General features: G+C 64.2%; 13 protein-coding genes and 2 tRNA genes. 10 read left to right on the forward strand and 5 right to left on the reverse strand.

The annotated features are described in order from the left end of the window. The first annotated feature begins 47 nt into the window (after nt 1-47). The 5 genes from dnaK (at nt 48) to ACEWQ0_RS01105 (ending at nt 4282) form a co-directional block, all read left to right on the forward strand. Nucleotides 48-1982, forward strand: a complete 1935-nt coding sequence (gene dnaK, locus ACEWQ0_RS01085; protein WP_476481746.1) for a molecular chaperone DnaK — start codon at nt 48-50, stop codon at nt 1980-1982. Between the two features lie 155 nt (nt 1983-2137). Further along, nucleotides 2138-3259: a molecular chaperone DnaJ gene (gene dnaJ, locus ACEWQ0_RS01090; RefSeq protein ID WP_476484224.1), complete on the forward strand. Its 1122-nt coding sequence runs from the start codon at nt 2138-2140 to the stop codon at nt 3257-3259. Nucleotides 3260-3306: 47 nt separating this feature from the next. Next, nucleotides 3307-4035: a 4-hydroxy-tetrahydrodipicolinate reductase gene (gene dapB, locus ACEWQ0_RS01095; RefSeq protein ID WP_476481748.1), complete on the forward strand. Its 729-nt coding sequence runs from the start codon at nt 3307-3309 to the stop codon at nt 4033-4035. 59 nt (nt 4036-4094) lie between these two features. Then, a tRNA-Ala gene (locus ACEWQ0_RS01100) sits at nt 4095-4170 on the forward strand. Nucleotides 4171-4206: 36 nt separating this feature from the next. Next, nucleotides 4207-4282, forward strand: a tRNA-Glu gene (locus tag ACEWQ0_RS01105). A gap of 46 nt (nt 4283-4328) precedes the next feature. Here ACEWQ0_RS01105 and ACEWQ0_RS01110 read toward each other — a convergent pair. The 5 genes from ACEWQ0_RS01110 to ACEWQ0_RS01130 form a co-directional block, all read right to left on the reverse strand. Then, a complete protein-coding gene (locus ACEWQ0_RS01110; protein WP_476481749.1) occupies nt 4329-5537 on the reverse strand; it encodes an ABC transporter permease in 1209 nt (402 codons plus the stop codon). Beyond that, complete coding sequence (locus tag ACEWQ0_RS01115) at nt 5534-6217, reverse strand: ABC transporter ATP-binding protein (protein WP_476481808.1); 684 nt, start codon at nt 6215-6217, stop codon at nt 5534-5536. Before ACEWQ0_RS01115 ends, ACEWQ0_RS01110 begins: the two co-directional genes overlap by 4 nt. A gap of 65 nt (nt 6218-6282) precedes the next feature. Next, nucleotides 6283-7518 carry an efflux RND transporter periplasmic adaptor subunit gene (locus ACEWQ0_RS01120; RefSeq protein WP_476481750.1) on the reverse strand — a complete coding sequence of 412 codons (1236 nt, stop codon included), beginning with the start codon at nt 7516-7518 and terminating at the stop codon, nt 6283-6285. Nucleotides 7519-7591: 73 nt separating this feature from the next. Further along, entirely contained in the window at nt 7592-9052 is a 1461-nt protein-coding gene (locus ACEWQ0_RS01125) for a sodium:solute symporter family protein (RefSeq protein WP_476484225.1), read from the reverse strand. Between the two features lie 79 nt (nt 9053-9131). After that, a complete protein-coding gene (locus ACEWQ0_RS01130; protein WP_476484226.1) occupies nt 9132-12548 on the reverse strand; it encodes a hypothetical protein in 3417 nt (1138 codons plus the stop codon). A gap of 363 nt (nt 12549-12911) precedes the next feature. Between ACEWQ0_RS01130 and ACEWQ0_RS01135 the strand changes: the two genes are divergently transcribed. From ACEWQ0_RS01135 to ACEWQ0_RS01155, 5 genes are all read left to right on the forward strand, one after another. Further along, a complete protein-coding gene (locus ACEWQ0_RS01135; protein ID WP_476484227.1) occupies nt 12912-14393 on the forward strand; it encodes a SulP family inorganic anion transporter in 1482 nt (493 codons plus the stop codon). An 11-nt stretch (nt 14394-14404) separates the two neighbouring features. Beyond that, nucleotides 14405-15289, forward strand: coding sequence for a universal stress protein (locus ACEWQ0_RS01140; protein ID WP_476484228.1), 885 nt, complete (start codon nt 14405-14407; stop codon nt 15287-15289). Nucleotides 15290-15418: 129 nt separating this feature from the next. Continuing rightward, entirely contained in the window at nt 15419-16555 is a 1137-nt protein-coding gene (gene cfa / locus ACEWQ0_RS01145; protein WP_476484229.1) for a cyclopropane fatty acyl phospholipid synthase, read from the forward strand. Beyond that, on the forward strand, nt 16552-17889 hold the full coding sequence (locus tag ACEWQ0_RS01150; protein ID WP_476484230.1) for an FAD-binding oxidoreductase: 1338 nt from the start codon (nt 16552-16554) through the stop codon (nt 17887-17889). The genes cfa and ACEWQ0_RS01150 overlap by 4 nt, the downstream gene beginning before the upstream one ends. A gap of 78 nt (nt 17890-17967) precedes the next feature. Next, nucleotides 17968-19809, forward strand: coding sequence for a right-handed parallel beta-helix repeat-containing protein (locus tag ACEWQ0_RS01155; RefSeq protein ID WP_476484231.1), 1842 nt, complete (start codon nt 17968-17970; stop codon nt 19807-19809). Nucleotides 19810-19992: the final 183 nt, after the last annotated feature.

The raw sequence follows: 19992 nt of genomic DNA on the forward strand, positions 1-19992 counted from the left end.
TTCGAGTCGATTGAACTTTCAAACGAATTGAACGGGAACAAGACACCATGAGCAAGATTATCGGCATTGACCTGGGAACGACCAATTCCTGCGTTGCCGTCATGGAAGGCGGCAAGGCGCGGGTGATCGAAAACGCCGAAGGCGATCGTACGACGCCCTCGGTTGTTGCCTTTACCAAGGACGACGAAGTACTGGTCGGCCAGCCGGCCAAGCGCCAGGCGGTAACCAACCCCGAGCGCACGCTTTATGCAGTCAAGCGCCTGATCGGCCGCAAGTTCAAGGAGGACGTGGTCCAGAAGGACATCAAGCTCGTCCCCTACAAGATTGTGGAAGCCGACAACGGCGACGCCTGGGTTCAGGTAGGTGACAAGCAGATGGCGCCGCCGGAGATTTCGGCGCGTACGCTGATGAAGATGAAGAAAACGGCCGAAGACTATCTCGGTGAAGAGGTCACCGAGGCGGTGATTACCGTACCGGCCTATTTCAATGACTCGCAGCGTCAGGCGACCAAGGACGCCGGCCAGATTGCCGGCCTCGAGGTCAAGCGCATCATCAACGAGCCGACCGCTGCATCGCTGGCCTATGGCCTGGACAAGGAAGGCAGCGACCGCAAGGTGGCTGTCTACGACCTCGGCGGCGGTACGTTCGATATTTCCATCATCGAGATTGCCGACGTCGACGGCGAAAAGCAGTTCGAGGTGCTGGCCACCAACGGTGACACCTTCCTCGGTGGCGAGGACTTCGACCTGCGTCTGATCGATTATCTGGCCGGCGAGTTCAAGAAAGAGCAGGGCATTGACCTGCACAACGACCCGCTGGCGCTGCAGCGTCTGCGTGAAGGTGCCGAGCGCGCCAAGATCGAGTTGTCCTCGACCGAACAGACCGAGGTCAATCTGCCGTATATCACCGCGGATCAATCCGGGCCGAAGCACCTCAATATCAAGGTCACGCGCTCGAAGCTCGAGTCGCTGGTCGAAGAGCTGGTCAAGCGCTCCATCGAGCCCTGCCGTACTGCGCTCAACGACGCCGGCCTGAAGGTCGATGAAGTCGACGAGGTGATTCTGGTCGGTGGCCAGACCCGCATGCCCGCGGTGCAGAAGGCGGTTGCAGACTTCTTCGGCAAGGAGTCGCGCAAGGACGTGAACCCCGACGAGGCCGTGGCCGTGGGCGCTGCCGTTCAGGGTGGCGTGCTTTCCGGCGACGTCAAGGACGTGCTGCTGCTCGACGTCACGCCGCTGTCTCTGGGCATCGAGACCCTGGGCGGTGTGTTCACCAAGCTGATCGAGAAAAACACCACCATTCCGACCCGGGCCTCGCAGGTGTTCTCCACCGCTGAGGACAACCAGTCGGCGGTCACCGTGCACGTTCTGCAGGGCGAGCGTGAGCAGGCCGCGGCCAACAAGTCGCTGGCGCGCTTTGACCTGGCCGGCATTCCGGCCGCCCCGCGCGGCATGCCGCAGATCGAGGTCACTTTCGACATCGACGCCAACGGCATCCTGCACGTCTCTGCCAAGGATCAGGCCACCGGCAAGGAGCAGCGCGTCGAAGTCAAGGCCGGCTCCGGTCTGTCCGACGACGAAATCGAGGCCATGGTGCGCGACGCCGAAGCCCATCGCGAAGAGGACAAGAAGTTCCAGGAGCTGGTGTCGGTGCGCAACAATGCCGATGCCGTCGCTCACTCGACGCGAAGCAGCCTGGAAGAGCACGGCGACAACATCGATGCGGCCACCAAAAAGCAGATCGAGGACGCTCTGTCCAAGGTCGACGAGGCTCTGAAGGGCGATGACAAGGACGCCATCGAGTCCGCCGTCAACGAACTGCAGCAGGCCGGCGCCGAGCTCTACAAGGCCGCAGCCGAAAAGGCCCAGGCCCAGGAAGGCGGCGGCGAGTCGGCCGGGGAACAGGGCGCTGACGCTTCCGCGGATGAAGAAGAAGTGGTCGACGCCGAGTTCACTGAAGTCGATGACGACGACAAGAAGTAGGTCTTGAAGTGTGAAGTGTGAAGTGTGAAGTGTGAAGTGTGAAGGGCTGGCTTCACCGCCATCCCGGTTTTGATTGGTTTTACTTCACACTTCACACTGAACACTTCACACTTAGCATTTAACACTGTGTTTTTTTATGTTTACGCTGAGTATCCATGTCCGCTGATTATTACGACATCCTCAACGTCTCGCGAGACGCCACCCCCGACGAGATCCGCAAGGCCTATCGGCGCAAGGCGCGCAAGTATCATCCGGACCGCAATCCGGATAATCCCGAAGCCGAAGACCGGTTCAAGGAGGTGCGTGAGGCGCATGATGTGCTCAAGGACGAGCAGAAGCGGGCGGCCTATGACCGTTTTGGCCACGCCGGCGTCAACGGCGGCATGGGTGGCGGCGGGCCGCAGGGCGGCTTCGGTGATATCAACGACATTTTCGGCGACATTTTCGGCGATATCTTCGGCGGTGGCCGCCGGCGTCAGAGCCAGTCGCGCCGCGGGCAGGATCTGCGCTACACCATGGAGCTGGATCTTGAAGAAGCCGTCGCCGGCGTCGAAAAGGAAGTCAGCCTGCCCACGCTGGGCGAGTGCGGCACCTGCAGTGGCAGCGGTTCGAAAGGCGGCCAGCTGCACGTGTGCTCGACCTGCGGTGGCCAGGGCCAGGTGCGCATGCAGCAGGGCTTTTTCTCGGTTCAGCAGGCCTGTCCGGCATGCAGCGGCAGCGGGCGCACCATCAAGGACCCCTGCGACGATTGCGACGGCAGCGGCCAGGTGCGCGAAACCCGGACGCTGCAGATTCGCATTCCCGCCGGCGTGGATACCGGCGACCGCATTCGCCTGAGTGGCGAAGGCGGTGCCGGCACTCAGGGCGGCGGCGCCGGCGATCTCTACGTCGACGTGCAGGTTCGACCGCACCCGCTGTTTCAACGCGATGGCGACGACCTGTTCTGCGAAGTGCCGATTACCATCACGACCGCCGCGCTGGGCGGGCAGATGAAGGTGCCGACGCTCGACGGCTCGGTCATGCTCAAGATTCCTTCCGAGACACAATCGGGCAAGGTCTTTCGTTTGCGCGGCAAGGGCGTGCAGTCGGTTCGTTCGCGCTCGACCGGCGACCTGCTGTGCCGCGTTGACGTGGAGACGCCCGTCAACCTCAGCCGGGCACAGAAGGATCTGCTCAAGCAACTGCAGGAAAGCCTGAGCGATCAGCCCGAGCAGAGCCCCCAGTCTTCGGGCTGGACTGATCGCGTCAAGAGCTTCTTCGATCGCATGGGCTTTTGATTGGCCGGCGTCTTCTGCACGCCGGCAGAATCGGGTAGGCTTGGCCCATGAGCCTGAAAATTCTTCTAAGTGGCGCCAGCGGGGCCGTGGGGCAAACCATTGCGGCAGTCATTGCTGACGACCAGCAAGGCGTTCTCGCCGGAGAAGCCACCCGCCAGGCCTTTTTCGAGCCAGACGTCGAGGCCGACGTCATCATCGACTTTTCACACCCGGAGCTGCTGGCGCAGGTCATCCCCTTTGCGCTGCAACACCGCATTCCGCTGGTCACCGGCACCACGGCGCTGGGGCCCGAGTTGCAGCATCGCCTCGAGCAGGCCGCGCAAACCATTCCCGTCTGCCAGGCCGCCAATTTCAGCCTGGGCGTGAATCTGCTCGTTGAGCTGGCGCAGCGGGCAGCGGCCGCGCTGGGCAATGATTTCGATATCGAGATTCTCGAAGCCCATCACCGACGCAAGATTGACGCCCCGTCCGGCACCGCGATCTGGCTCGGCGAGCAGGTGGCCGCCGCAAGAGGCCAGACCCTGGACGCCGACGTCGTCCACGATCGCAGCACGCGCCGTCAGGCACGCGCGCCCGGCGAGATCGGCATGCACGCCATCCGTGGCGGTGATGTCGCCGGCGAGCACACCGTCTACTACCTGGCCGAGGGCGAGCGCCTGGAGCTGAGCCATCGCGCCAGCGATCGCCGCGTATTTGCCCGCGGCGCCTTGCTCGCCGCGCGCCGAATCGTGGATCAATCGGCCGGCATGATCGCGTTTTCGGAGCTTGTGCTGTAATCGGCTCAAATTGGGTTTGACAGCCCCTGAATCCTGCACTAGAATGCTCGGCTTGTTGTGGGGCCATAGCTCAGCTGGGAGAGCGCTACAATGGCATTGTAGAGGTCGGCGGTTCGATCCCGCCTGGCTCCACCAAACAGGTTTCTGAAAGCTTCGCCAGCGACGTTTTCAGTCCCCATCGTCTAGAGGCCTAGGACACTGCCCTTTCACGGCAGCGACCGGGGTTCGAATCCCCGTGGGGACGCCAACATGAAAAAGGCCCGCCATCGAGCGGGCCTTTTTCTTTCCGGCTCTTACTCGTGGCGCAGCGCGTCGATCGGGTTGAGGTGGGCGGCCTTGCGGGCCGGGACGAAGCCGAAGACCACGCCGATGCTCATGGCAAAGGCGAAGCCCAGGATCATCACGCCCGGCGAGGCCACGAACGGCATGTTGAATTGACTGGTCATCAGCAGGGTGCCGGCCAGCCCCAGAAGCACGCCAATCAGGCCGCCAAAGGTGGCCAGCACGATCGATTCGACCAGAAACTGCGTGAGCACGTCGCGGGCGCGTGCGCCGATGGCCAGGCGAATGCCGATTTCACGGGTGCGTTCGGTGACTGACACCAGCATGATGTTCATGATGCCGATGCCGCCCACCAGCAGGCTGACCGCGGCAATGCCGCCGAGCAGCAGGATCATGATGCCGGCCGTCTGTTCGAGCGCGTCCATGATCTCCTGGGTGTCGCGGACGTGAAAATCGTCTTCCTTGCCGATGCCGACACGGCGGCGCTGACGCATGAGCGATTCAATGTCGCTGCGAACGCGGGCGCTGGTACCGTCTTCAAGCGCGGAGATGTAGATGACGGGAATGTCCAGGCTGCCCGCCAGGCGTCTCTGAACGGCCCGGATGGGCATCAGGATCAGGTTGTCGCGATCCTGTCCCATGGAGGCCCCCTTTTCCTCGAGAATGCCGATGACCCGGCAGGCGGTCCGACCGATTCTCAGCGTCGAGCCCAACGGCTCTTCGCTGGCGTACATGTCGTCGACGACGGTCTGACCGAGAATGCACACGGCTGCGCCCGCGGCCAGCTCCTCGGGTTTGAAAGTGCGCCCGCGCGTGACCGGGTGATTGCGCACGCTGAAGTATTCGTTGGTGGTGCCTTCGATATTGACGTTCTGATTGGCATTGCCGTAGATCACGGTCACGCTGCGCGAGACCGCCGGCGCGACGCGAATGCCGGGGATTTCACGCCGCATTGCCTCGACATCGGCCATCTCGAACGGCTCGGCCGTGCCGCGCACGCCGCCGGAGCCGCGCTGTGAGGTGCCGGGCATCACGAACAGCAGGTTGGAGCCGATGCTGGCTACCTGGGCGGTCACCGCACGCGTTGCCGACTGGCCCAGATGAACCATGGCGATGATGCTGGCCACGCCGATGATGATGCCCAGCATGGTCAGAAACGAGCGCATCTTGTTGCGCGCAATGGCCTGAACGGCCATCAGCAGAGTGTCGAGCGGATTCATTCCAGCACCTCGGCCGGTGGCCCGTCGTCGCGGATTCTGCCGTCAACGAAATACAGGACGCGGTCGGCATAGGCGGCAATGTCGGGCTCATGGGTGACCATGATGATGGTGACATCGCGCTCGGTTCGCAGCCGCACCAGCTGATCCATGATTTCACCGGCGGTGCGGGTGTCGAGGTTGCCGGTCGGCTCGTCGGCCAGCAGCACCGGCGGCCGGGTCACCAGCGCGCGGGCAATGGCCACGCGCTGCTGCTGGCCGCCGGAAAGCTGGTTTGGCGTGGCCGCTGCGCGATCTCCCAGGCCGACCACGCTCAACGCCTCGACGGCAAGCTGGCGGCGGCGGGCGCGCGCAACGCCCTCGTAGATGAGCGGCAGCTCGACGTTAGCCGCGGCGCCGGTTCGGGCCAGAAGATTGAAGCTCTGAAAGACAAACCCCATGAACTTTCGCCGCAGCAGCGCCAGCTCGTCGCGGCTGAGCTTGGCAATATCCACGCCGCGAAACAGGTACTGCCCGGCGGTCGGCACGTCCAGACAGCCGAGGATGTTGAGAAAAGTCGATTTGCCCGAGCCGCTGGGGCCCATGACGGCAACGAACTCACCGGCACGGATGTCAAGATCAACGCCGTCGAGCGCGCGCACCTCGGTCGGCCCCTGCCCATAGATCTTGTAGATGCGCCGCATCCGGAAGACCGCGGCGGCATCGCCTGGGGAGTGAGCGTTGCTGTGATTCACGGCCTGATTCACGCTCACTCGCGCGGCTGACGACTGCCAACCAGAACCTCGTCTCCGGGTGATACCGCCTGGTTGAGGATCTCGGTGTAACGACCGTCGGTGTAGCCGGTGGCGACCTTCACGCGTTCCGGTTGACCATTCTCCAGCACCCAGACCGAACTGCCCGCCTCGGTATCCGCGTCGGATCGCCCGCCAGGCCCGGAGAAGACCACACGCGGCCCGCCCGGCGGCTTGAAGCGCAGCGCCTTGTTGGGTACACGCACTACCTGTTCGCGCGTGTCGGTGGTGATGGTCGCGGTTGCGGTCATGCCCGGCAGCAGATCCTCGTCCGGGTTGTCCACGCCCAGCACGGTGGTGTAGGTGACAACATTGCTTTCGATGGTGGGGTAGAGATAGACGCGCAGCACCTCGGCGGCAAACTCCCGGCCGGGCCAGGCGTCAACGGTAAAGGTCGCCGGCTGCCCCGGCTCGACCAGGCCGACATCGGCTTCGTCCAGAGACACGTGCAGCTCCATTTCGCGCAGATCCTCGGCCAGAATGAACAGCTCGGGCGCCTGAAAACTGGCCGCCACGGTGTTGCCGGGTTCAACGCTGCGCTTGAGAACCACGCCGTTGATGGGCGAGGTGATGACCGCCTTGTCCAGGCGCGTACGGCTGGCTGATACCGCGGCCTGAGCTTCGCTGACCGACGCCTGCGCGTGGCTGACCCGGGCGGTTGCGCGCTTGACGGCGGCGCGGGCGGTATCGAGCTCGGCCTGCGAGGTCATGTTGCGCTCCATCAGGTTTTTCAGGCGGCGCTCGTCGATGGTGGTCTCCTCCAGCGTGGCTTCGGCCTCGGCCACCGAGGCCTGGGCCAGCGCCAGGCGGGCCTCGGCCTGGGCCAGATTGACCTCGAGCTCTTCGGTATCGAAGCGCGCGAGAACGTCGCCGACGGCGACGGGGTCGTTTTCGATGACCGTCACCTCGCTGATCAGGCCGGAAATCTCGGCGCCCACGGTGACCTCGCTGCGCGGCTCGAGGTTGCCGGTGGCCGTGGCGATAAGCACCATGTCGCCGCGGTCGACGGCGCGGGTTTCCCATTCGATGGTGGTGCTCTGTGGCCATAGCCACCAGACCACGAGCGCCAGCAGCACGGTGCCGCCGGCAATCCAGGCCAGGCGCCCGAAGCGACCGCGGCGGCGCTGCGAACGAATGGCGGTATGCACCTCGTCGGCCATCTCATCAAGGCTGGCGTTGTCGGGTTGATTCATTTGCGGCTGCTCCGGAGACTTGCGGGTTCGGATCGTGCGGTCACGGCGGTGTCGAGTATAGCGAGCAGACGGGTCATGATGCCGCCGAGGCTGACGGCGGCGCGCCCGGACGATGGGGCGGGGCCGGCGTCAACAGCGACACCACAACATACAGCAGCAGCGACGCCAGCGCGCCGATGACGATGATGGGAAATCCGCCGATGAGCGGCAGCCCGGAGAGCTTCAGCCAGCCGAGCTCGCCGGCCACGCCCACGCAGGAGCCGCCGACAATCGCGGCGATCGCGCCGGCGGCATTGCCACGCCGCCAGTACAGCCCCAGCACCACCGGAATGAACACGCCGGCTGCATAAAGGGTGTAGGACATCAACAGCAGGTCGATGATGGCCTCGAAAGCCAGCGCCATCCACAGCGCCAGCACCCCGATGACGACCGTGACCATGCGCGATAGCCGCAGCAGCTTGCGGCTGTCCATTTCGGCGTCGGGGTTGATCAGCTTGCTGTAGAAGTCGTTGGTGACGTGCGCGGTGCCGGCCACCAGCAGCGAGTCGGCGGTGGACATGATGGCGCCGATGATGGCGGCAATCACGATGGCCGCAGCGGCATCGGGCAGAACTTCGACGATCAGCTTCGGAATGGCCTGGGCCGGCTCGATTTCATTGCCGAACAGGGCATGGGCGGCCATGCCCGTAATGACCGGAAAGACGGCAAAAGCCACCAGCAGCACTCCGGCCAGAATGGCCGCGCGGCGGGCGGTGTTTTCGTTGCGGGCAGCGAACAGGCGCTGATAGAAATCCTGGCCGATGAGGGTATACATCATCGTGGGAATGATGGCGGTCAGCACCAGGCCCAGGCCTGCGCCCAGCGGGTTGAAGTACTCCGGGGTGGAGACGGCGAGCTCGAGCCCGTCGATGCCGTCGCGAATGCCGGCAAACCCGCCGGTCTCGCCCAGCGCCATGAAGGCAGCGATCGGCACACCGATGAAAATGATGGCCAGCTGCACGGCATCGGTCAGCGTTACGCCCCACAGGCCCGACAGAGCGGTGTAGACAATGAACAGGGCCGTGGCTGCAATGGCCGCCCGAGTGGGATCGAGGCCGATGATCGACAGCGCCCCCTGGGCCGCCCAGACCTGCGCGCCGATGATGCCGATGATGGCCACCAGCGACAGCAGCGCGCCCAGAAAGCGCACCAGCTTGCTGTCGTAGCGCAGGTCCAGGTAGTCGGGCACGGTGAACATGGCGAGTTCACGCATTCGCCGCGCGGCGACCAGCCCCAGCACCACCAGCGACAGACCGACGCCGGCAGCGTAGGCAATGCCGGTCAAGCCGTATTCGAAACCCCACTCGCCGGAACCCATGACGAAACCGCCGCCAAAGTGAGTGGCGCACAGGGTGGCGGTGGCCAGTACCAGGCCAAGCCGACGCCCGGCCAGAAGAAAGTCGGTGGTGTCGTCGATGAAACGGGTGGCGTAGAGGCCCACCCCGAAGATCACGATGAAATAAATCGCGAGAATGATCGCTTGCAGGGTCGGCATCAGTGTCGTTCCGAGGATATCGAGGGCGCAAGTTGCCCCGGCCGGGTGGCCGGGGCAACCGGTCAAATCGCTCGATACACTACCAAGAGCGCGCCCCGGAGTCACGCAGCAGACCGCTGGACCAGGCCAGCAGCAGCAACAGCATCACCAGCGCAATCGATGCCCACAAGCCCAGTGCCGGCACGGGCACGGGCGGCGGCGACGGCGGCCCGGTCAGGGTTTCGTCCTGTACCTGAACGCTCTGGCGCGACTGGGCGGTGCCGGAGCCGAAGCTCGGGCCGCCGGGCGAGGGGGCGACGACGGTCGCCACGTTGTCGACCGAAACGGGCGTGGCCGGCATCACCGCCTGGTAGCTGAACTCCAGAGCCGTATTGGGCCCCATGGTGCCAATCACGGCGTTCAGGCCCGAGGCGTTGCTGGTGATCGGCGGACACAGGGTCGTGCCCTGGGGGTTGGGAATGAAGCTTGAGCTCGAAATATCGGTGCAGCTTGCGTTGCTGTAGCCGCCCGGGTTGTCGGCCAGCAGCGCGGCGGGCAGTGGATCATCGAGCACGGCGCCATCGGCGGGAGCCGAGCCGATGTTGACCACGGTGACGGTCCAGGTGACCAGGTCACCGGGCTGGGCAATCTGCGGCGAAACTCGCTTTTGCAGACTCAAATCCGGGCTGTCCGGCGGGCAGATATAGGCCGAGTCTTCGGCTGGAACCCAGCCGTTGGGATCGCTGAAGCCGTTGAAGCTGGCGCGATTGTTGACGCAGCCGAAGTTGCCGGTCGGGTTGGCCAGCTGCGCGGTGATCTCGAAGGCGACCGAGCCGCCCGGCGGGAAGGTGTTGTTGCCGACCGAACCCCATTCGTGGTCGATATGGAGCGGGTCGGCCAGCGGCAAGCTCGGGCCCGAGGCCGGCGTTCGCGTGCCGGGGATGACGGGCGTGGGTGGACACTGCGCGCCGCCGGAGAGCACGGTGCAGTCGACCTGGGTGATGGTCGCATCGACGCCCCAGGCGAAGGTCTGGTCGATCAGCCGCGGAATATCCAGGGTCTCGGTTGCCGAGGCGTTGGTCAGCGTGATGCGCCAGCTGATTTCGCCGCTGGAGGGGATGCTGCTGGCGGTTGCCGGCGGCAGGATTTCCTTTTCGATCTCCAGCTCGCCGGGCACGCACGGCGGCATGCCGATGTACTGGTTGACCATCGACCAGGGCGTCGTCGCGTTGGCACCGGTCACGCTGAGGAAATTGGCCTGGGCCCGGTTTCTGGTCTGCTCGGGATCGTGACAGCGGTTGAGATGAGTCGGCATCGTGAACGGAATGATGTAGGTCAGCTCGCCGCCTGGCGCCAGCGCGACTTCGCTGTCGCCGCCGTGCGCGTTCGGGTCATAGCCGAGCCGGAGCCACCAGTTGTAGCCGGCGGTGGCCAGCGGCGTGCTGGCGAGCTCGTGACAGGTCTCGCTGGCCGGGCTGGCGGTGCAGGTAATACCCCAGTCCGCGAGCGTCGGGCCGGTGTAGGTAAAACCGCTGGGCGGTGTCGCCGCCAGGCCGGCCAGGTTGAAGTTCTGGTCGTTGATGTCGCCGACCATTACCGGGCTGAAGGTATCGGGATTGGTGACCACCAGCTTGTAGTACACGTCGGTGCCGTCGGCAATGTAACTGCCGGGCGTTTGCCCGATCAGCGGGGTGCCGGCCTGGGCATCAGCGGCGCTCGCAAATGGCCCGCTCTTGACGATTTCCAGTCGGGTCGATGGTCCGCCGCCCGGGCAGCTTGTCAGGCCACCGACCTCGGCGACGGTCTGCAGGCCGTTGTTGCCGAAAAACGGATTGCTTCCGGGGGTGAATGGCGGCGGCTCCGGCGGCGTCGTCGGGCTGTAGATCGGATCGTGAAGCGCCGGCGAGGGCGAGGCCTGGCCGCTGAGGTTGATCAGCGCGGTGGTATCGCCCCAGCAGGTGGTGCGCACGATGTCGACCGGCAGCGAGATCGTGATCGACGCGCCCGGCGGCAGCGAGTCGATGCTCGAGGCGAAGCGGAAATGGCTGCTGTTGCTCGAGACGACGCCGTTGGCCAGCTCGGCGGTGGTGGGGCACAAGCCGCTCGGCGATGAACTGCAGGCGAGCGGGCCCTGCGTTTCGGCAAAGGCGTGGCTGTGATGTTCGAACTCGACCGGAACGTTGGTGGCGGTACCGGCCGACGGGCCGGTGCTGAGGTTGCTGACGGTGATCTCATGCGTCCAGCTCGCTTCGCCGCTGGAATCCAGCGTGATGTTTGCCGGGTTGGCTGAGGTCGAGAACTCGATATCGGCGACCTCGCAGTTGCCGGCCACTTCGGTGGTTGCCGTGGCGGTGTTGTCGGCCGGCCCCGGCGGCACCAGGTCGGTGTTCTGCAGGCCGTTGACCTTCACCTCGAAAACCAGATCGCGCACGCCCGAGTCGGGAACGTCGACGCACACCGGCTCGCCGACCTTGACCCGAGCACGAAAGCGCATCACGCCGCCGCCCGGCGGGCCGTCGTCGGTTCCCGGCAGATTATCGAGAAAGGCACCGCCGGCAAAGCCGGTCACCGGGTTCTGGTTGGTGGGGCTGGTTGGAACCGGGATCGGAATCAGCCCGGTCGACGGGCAGGTCTGCCAGGGCGCCGAAGAGGGTGGGAAGAGTGCGCCGGGCGGCCAGGCGCCGAGCGCGGTCGACACGCAGTCGATCGCCAGCAGCTCGGTGCCCGGCAGCGTCGATCCCTGCGAGCCGTGCGGGTTGTTGCTGGCGGTCAGCGGCAGCATGGTGCCCGCCTGGCCGGTGATGATGGCCGCCAGGTCAAGCTGGTCGGAAGGCTGCAGGCCGAAGCTGTGAACCTCGAACTCGTACTCGACCACCGAGCCGGGGGTGGCCGTGGCGGGTGCGTCGGTGATCTCGATCCGGTACTGCACATCCGGCGGGTAGAGGAAGATATTGGTCGAGCTGGTGTTGGTTGCGTCGATCGTTTCGTTTTCAGCCGAGCTGACGTCGGCGTTGATCTGGAAATTGCCCGCAGGCACGCCGAAGCAGACCGGCTCACCGGCGTTGCGGGGTTTTGGGCAGCGCACCTGCGTGTCGAAGTCGATTCTCGCCTGGCTCTGGCTGGGTATCGACGGCAGGGTCACGCTGAAGGTGTCGCCGCTGCGAACAAAGGCCGGCGAAGGCGCCGTACCCGAACCGGGCGGGCACACCGCCGGTCCGTTCGGGTTGGGCCCCGGCAGGGCCTGACAGGTGGCGCTGAGCTCGAACGGCGCGTCGGCGATCGGATGCTCGACGACCAGCTCGACGGCAGTGGCCGGATCCGGGCCGTTGTTGGAGATCGTTACCGAAAACGACTGCAGCTCGAAGGCCATGTAAGCTGGTTGATGGGCGACGATGTTGACCACCAGGTCAACGTCCTGGGCGCGTACGGCCTGGACGGTCATGATTTGCAGTATCAGGGCGGCGAGCAGCGCGCCGGCCATACGGCACGGCATGGTCAAAGGCGTGGTTGAGCGCACGTTCTCTCCCTCGTGAGTTGTTATTTGCTGGCGCGGCCGTTGTGGCCACTGGCACGTTGCGGCCAGCCTACCGCAGCCCGGTGGCAATACCGCGCCGCCTGGATCGACGGCCGCAACTCGGCGATCAACGGCGCTTGATCAGGCGTGGCGAGCATCGCCGCACGGCTGCTGCTTGCCGGAGGCCAACAGCTGTAACAGCTCAGCACCTCAGGCGGTGCTGGCTGGTCTACAATACGCTGGCACTGATTGTGCGCCCGGCAAGACGAGGTTCCAGTTCATCTCGGCGCCATCAGCTCGATTTCATCTCCCTGACATGTGCACACGCCCGGCCACTGCGGCCCGGGCCGAGAAGGTATTGTTTGCATGAACGCGCTCTACACCCTCCGCCGTGACTGGCTCTCCAATATCCGTGGTGACGTGCTCGCCGGCCTGGTTGTGGCTCTGGCCCTGATTCCGGAAGCCATCGCCTTTTCGCTCATTGCCGGCGTCGATCCCCGCGTCGGTCTGTATGCCTCGTTCTGCATTGCCGTGGTCATATCGTTTACCGGTGGGCGTCCGGGCATGATCTCCGCTGCCACCGGAGCCATGGCGCTGTTGATGGTCACGCTGGTGCGCGAGCACGGGCTGGAGTACCTGCTTGCGGCGACGGTTCTCACCGGCCTGCTTCAGATCCTGGCCGGCTACCTCAAGCTGGCTAATCTGATGCGCTTCGTCTCGACCTCGGTCGTGACCGGCTTTGTCAACGCACTGGCCATCCTGATCTTTCTTGCCCAGCTCCCCGAGCTGATCGATGTGCCGGTTGCCGTGTATCCGATGGTGGCGATCGCGCTGTTGATCATCTATGGGCTGCCGCGACTGACGCGCGCCGTGCCCTCGCCCCTGGTCGCCATCGTGCTGCTGACCGCAGCCTCGATCGCGCTGGGCATTCAAGTGCCGACCGTCGGCGACAAGGGCGAGCTGCCCGACTCGCTGCCGACGTTTCTGCTGCCCGACGTGCCCTGGACGCTGGAGACCCTGCTGATCATTCTGCCGATTTCGACGACCATGATGGTTGTGGGGCTGCTCGAATCCTTTCTGACGGCGCAGATTGTCGACGACCTGACCGACACGCCAAGCGACAAGCATCGCGAAGCCCGGGGGCAGGGCATGGCCAATATCGTCTCCGGCTTTTTCGGCGGCATGGCCGGTTGCGCCATGATCGGGCAGTCGGTCATCAACGTGAAGTCCGGCGGGCGGGGGCGGCTTTCCGCTCTGGTGGCCGGGGTCGTTCTGTTGATCATGGTCGTCTTTCTGGACGACTATGTCGGCATGATTCCCATGGCGGCGCTGGTCGCGGTGATGATCATGGTGTCTTTCGGCACCTTCAGCTGGCAATCGATCAGCAACCTCAGGCACCATCCCAGAACATCGAGCCTGGTGATGATCGGAACCGTTGCCGTGACCGTGATCACGCACGATCTGGCCAAGGGCGTGTTGACCGGCGTGCTGCTTTCGGCTCTGGGCTTTGCCAGAAAAGTGTCGCAGGTGCTGGTCGTGGAGCGACACCTGGAAGACGAGGGCCGGACCCGCCGCTATACCGTCACCGGGCAGGTTTTCTTTGCCTCGTCGGACAAGTTTCTGGACGCCTTTGACTTTCGTGAGGTGGTGGAACACATTCGCATCGACGTCTCCGCCGCCCACTTCTGGGACCTGAGCGCCGTGGGCGCGCTCGATCGCGTCATACTCAAGTTCCGTCGCGAAGGCGTGGAGGTCGAAGTCGTCGGCATGGATGAGGCCAGTCGCACCCTGGTTGACCGCCTGGGCGTGCACGACAAACCGAATGCCGAGAAGCTGCTGGGCCACTGAGGAGACCGCTGATGAGCAAGATCACCTACACCATTCCCGCCGACGGCCGCGTCATGGCCTGCCTCGATCCCTCGATTTATGCTGATTCGGTTGTCGATCACGCGGCCTGGGCTTCCCGGCGCATGGACTCCGCGCTGACGTGCCTGCACGTGATCAATCGTGAGCCAAGCCACGCCGCTCAGGCCGACTACAGCGGCAACATCGGCATCGATACGCAATCGGCCCTGCTTGAAGAGTTGGCCGAGCTCGACGCCCGGCGCTCGCGTCTGGCCATGCAGCAGGGGCGCGTCCTGCTGGAGCGCATGACCGGGCGTGCCGCCGCGGCCGGCGCCGTCGACCCGCAAGCGCTTCAGCGTCACGGCACGCTGGCGGAAACGCTGGTCGAGCTCGAAGACGGCGTTCGCCTGTTCGTGATCGGCAAGCGCGGTGAGTCGGTGGATTTCCACAAGGGACACCTTGGCGCCAACCTCGAGCGCGCCGTTCGCGCGGTGCACCGCCCGCTGCTGGTCAGCTCACGCCAGTTCCGGCAGATCGAGTCTTTCGCGATTGCTTTCGACGGCAGCCCCACTACGCAAAAATGCGTTGCCATGGTTTGCCAGAGCCCGCTGCTGCGCGGCCTCGGCTGTTATCTGGTCGTGGCCGGCAGCGAAGAAGGCAAGCTCGGCAAAAGCCTGGACTGGGCCCGGCAGACGCTCGAGGAAGCGGGTTTCGAGCCGCAGACCGTGGTCCGAACGGGCCATGCCGAGGACGTGATCATCGAGCAGGCTGAGCAGCTGGATATTGATCTGCTGGTGATGGGGGCTTATGGCCACTCGCGTATCCGACGCTTGATTGTCGGCAGCACCACCACCAGCGTGCTGCGCCGCTGCACCATTCCCGTATTGCTTCTGCGCTAGCGCTGCATCGCCTTGACCGCGCCAGGTCTGCCCGGCTAGGCTGGTTGACGAGGGGCCGGGCAGCCGCGCCGGGGCGCTCCCGCCGGCTGCGATTGGAATGCAACCCAGCGTAAGAGAGGGAGCCCAGTCGTGTCAGCGAAACAAGAAGTGGCCGCACTGCTCGAGGCCGCTGACGTGAGCATCGACGGTGATCGTCCCCGGGATATTCAGGTGCATGACGATCGCCTGTACCAGCGCGTTCTGGCCGAAGGCTCGCTGGGAGCGGGCGAGGCCTACATGGACGGCTGGTGGGACGCCAATCAGCTTGACGATTTCTTCACCCGCATTCAGCGCGCCCGGCTCGATCGCAAGGTTCGCAGACCATCGACGCTCTTTCAGGCGCTGCTCAGCCGCCTGAGCAACCCGCAAAGCCGCCGTCGCTCCCGCCAGGTGGCCGAACAGCACTACGATTTGTCCAACCGGCTCTACGAGGCCATGCTGGGCCCGACCATGCAGTACACCTGCGCCTATTACGGCCAACGAGGTGAAATCGAAACCCTGGACGAGGCCCAGGCCGCCAAGCTGGCGCTGGTGGCCGCCAAGCTCCACCTTGAACCGGGCATGCGCATCCTCGAGCTCGGCGGCGGCTTCGGCGAGCTGGCCCGTTATCTGGCCGCCGAGCACGGCTGCGAGGTCGTCAGTTTCAACATCAGCCGCCAGCAGGTCGACTACGCGCGCGCCATCTGCGAAGGCCTGCCGGTCGATATCCGGCTCGAGGACTACCGCGAGGCGATCAACGAGTCCGAAGATTTCGACCGCGTAGTCAGCGTTGGCCTGCTCGAACACGTTGGCCCGAAGAACTATCACGGCTTCTTCGAGCTGATCCACGCGCGGCTCAAGGCCGGCGGACTGGCGCTGGTGCACTGCATCGGCGGCAATGAAAGCCGCACGGCTGCCGATCCGTGGATCAGCAAGTACATCTTCCCCGGCGGTGTTATCCCGTCAGAGGCACAACTCGCCCGGGCCAAAGAAGGCCTGCTGGTGCTCGAGGACTGGCACAACTTCGGCCCGGACTACGACCGCACGCTGATGGCCTGGGAGGCCAATTTTCTCGAGGCCTGGCCAGGACTGGCCGAGCACGACGGCCTCGACGAGCGCTTCTACCGCATGTGGCGCTACTACCTGAACATGTCGGCCAGCGCCTTTCGCGCCCGCGGTCTGAACCTGTGGCAGATGGTGTTCAGCCACGGAGACGTGCCGCGTTATGTGTCGGTGCGCCAGCCATGAGCGAAGCAGCCTGGCAGGCACATCGAAGTCGCGTGGGGGCGCTGTCGGCGTCATTGACCGACTCGCACGGCCCGGTACGACTGCGCAAGCGCACCAGCAACCTGTTTCGTCCGCGCGAGGAAGGCAATCGCACCGAGCTTGACGTGACATCGCTCGATCACGTCATTGCCATCGACGCTGAAGCCGGCGTTGCCGATGTCGAGGGCATGATCACCTACGCCGGCCTGGTCGATGCAACGCTGCCGCACGGCCTGGCGCCCGCCATCGTGCCGCAGCTCAAGAGCATTACCGTCGGCGGCGCGATGACCGGACTGGGCATCGAATCCATGGCCTTTCGCCATGGCCTGGTTCATCACACCGTCCGCGAGATGGACGTGCTCGTCGCCGACGGCCGCGTGCTGACCTGCTCGCCGGATGAGCGCCCCGAGCTGTTCTTCGGCTTTCCCAACTCCTTCGGCAGCCTGGGGTATGCCACCCGGCTGCGGGTGGAGCTGGTCCCGGTCAAGCAATACCTGCGCCTGGAGCACACTCGCTTCAGCGATTCGCAGGCGCTGTTTGCCGCCATCGGAGAAGAATGCGCGCAGCCGAGTTGCGACTACCTCGATGCGGTGTACTTCGCGCCCGACGAGTTCGTGCTCGTGCGCGCAAGCTTTGCCGAGTCGCCGCCGGCCGGTACCGCGCCGAGCGACTACACCTGGATGCAGCAGTACTGGAAGAGCCTGCGCCACAAGCGCGAAGATTACCTGAGCATCCACGACTATCTGTGGCGCTGGGATACCGACTGGTTCTGGTGCAGCAAGAACGTCGGCATGAACTTCAAGCCGCTGCGCTTCGTGCTGGGGCGCAGGCGCCTGTCGAGCATCACCTACCAGAAGATCATGCGCGCCAGCCGGCGCTGGCCGCTGAGCCTGCTGCAATACGTCCGTCCGCGCACCGAGTCGGTCATCCAGGATATCGACATCCCGATCGACAACGCCGCCGCCTTCCTCGAGGATTTCGAATCCGCCATCGGCATCCGCCCGGTCTGGATCTGCCCCTTCATCGTGCCCGACGGCCGCTTTTCCCTGTTCGAACTACGCACCGACACGCCCTACATCAACTTCGGCTTCTGGGACATGATTCCCTCGAACGAACCCGACGGCCACTACAACGCCCTGGTCGAAAAGCTGGTGGCGAAACACGGCGGCAAGAAGAGCCTGTATTCGCGCAGCACTTACGATGAAGCGACCTTCTGGCAGGAATACGACCGCGAGACCTACGAGGCCCTCAAGCGCGAGTGCGATCCGGACGGACGCTTTCCGGGGCTTTATGAGAAGACGGTCGAAGAACGGTAGGGCCGCTCAGGCGACCGTGTCATGTCGATCCGGATTTTTTCGTAGGAAAGGGCAGGTACACATATTTGGGAGCCCTCCATGTCCTTGTCACGAGCGTTTCACGTTGCGAGCTCCGGGCTGATTCCATGCCTTCTCTGCGTAACCGGCGCACTCTACGCTGCGCCGCCCGAGTTCGCTTTTGGTACCGAGGCCGCGCAGCGGATTACCGTGGATCCCCGCTACCAGCGTCTACGGCAGTCGGGCGAAGAACTGCAGGCTCCACCGATCTACGTTGGCAGTGGCGGGAGTTGCGACCTCAGCGACCTGCAGGCTGCGATCGATATCGCGCCCGACGGCGGCGAGATTCGCCTTCAGAAAGAGACATTCACGGGCAGTTTCGAGGTGTTTGACAAGAGTCTGACCCTGATCGGTGGTTTCGAGAACTGCACCGCCACCGAACCCACCGCCAAATCGACGCTCGATGGTACCGACAACGGCGGCAACGTCGTGCTGAATATCTACGAGAGTGGAAACACAAGCGGTTCCTGGCTGGTGGGTCTCGAACGGCTGAACATCACCAACGGCAATGAATCTAGCCCTTCCGAGCGCGGTGGCGGCATCCATGTCGAAGGCAACTTCTGGGTCTCGCTTACCGATCTGAACGTAAGCGGCAACACCGCGGAAACCGACGGAGGTGGAATTCAGATAACCGGTGATGCGGATACGACGCTCTTCGTCTTCGAAACCCTGATCCAGGGCAACAGCGCTGGCGACGGCGGCGGCATCGCTTGTGTGGCACCCCAGGATCAATTGGCGGTGATCATCGATTCCGCTCTGATTTTCGACAATTCCGCGTCTCGCGGCGGCGGAATCTTTGCCAGAAACTGTCTGGTTGTCACCCACGCCGGCGGCATTCTCCAGGGAATCGTGGCTAACCAGGCCTCGGTATCCGGTGGGGGGATTGCCGGATTGTACGGCAGTGAAATCGTGCTCAACGGCGCTTCCCCGGGGTTTCTGGTGGAAGGCAACCCCGGGGCTTCGGCCGTTGTCGCCAATAATTCTGCAGAAAGGGAAGGCGGGGGCGTGTGGGTCGTCCACGATTCGCCGTTCGAATCGCTCGATGGTCGGATTGTCGGCAACTCGGCTAATAGCGGTGGCGGTGTCGGCGTCAGCGCGAACAGCAGTTTCACCATGAAGCGCACCGATGGCAACACTTGCCGTGCGTTTCTCGCAGGAGATGCCCTGGCGCCGTGTTCCAGTCTGTCGAACAATTCCGCCGACCTGGTCGGGGGTGCCTTGCGGATCTGGGGCACCCCTACCGTGACGGCGACCGTCAATCAAACCTTCATGTCGGGAAATACCGCCGGGCTGAATGGCTCACTGGCCGAGATCACTCATGGGCAGTTGTTCATGGAAGGCAACGTGATCAGCTCGCATAACGGCGACACCCAGCTGATTCGTCAATTCGGCGGCACCCGCCTTGAGATTGCCTGGTCAAGTTTTGCCAACAACACGCCCTCGAGCGGCAGCCCGCCCGTGATCGAGGTCCTTGGGAGCTCAAGCAACGGGGCAATCACCGACCTGTTCGGTAATATCTTCTGGAACCCCGGTCGCGATGTCTACATGCTCGACACCTCGGTGGGGAGCATGGTCAACCTGAGCGCAGACTGCATGATCGTTAACGAAACCGAGAGCCTGCCCGCGGCCGCAGATATCATCAAGCAAAATCCTCGGTTTGTCGATTCTGCTGGCGGCGACCATCATCTGCAAGGACATTCCCCGGCCATCGATCTGTGCGACGGCACGCACGCACCGGCAAATCCCGACATGGACGGACAGCAACGTGGCGTGGAAGCAACGAGCGCGGCGACGCCCTTCGATGCGGGTGCTGACGAGTGGTTCCCACCGCAAATCTTTCAGGATCGTTTCGAAGTGAATTGACCAACGACCACGCCCGCGGTGCTGCCGTGGGTGTCTTCTGCCATTTGCTTCGCTATCGTACGAGCTCGTGATCAGTGTTCATGGACGCATCACTCGATCCACCGCGCGGTAGTGCGCCACGCTTGAATCGAGGGCAGGGCGGGTGCGAGCGGGTTGTGCTTCGATCATCGGGAGTCCTTCGGA

It is taken from the genome of Wenzhouxiangella sp. YN9 (genome assembly GCF_056324165.1).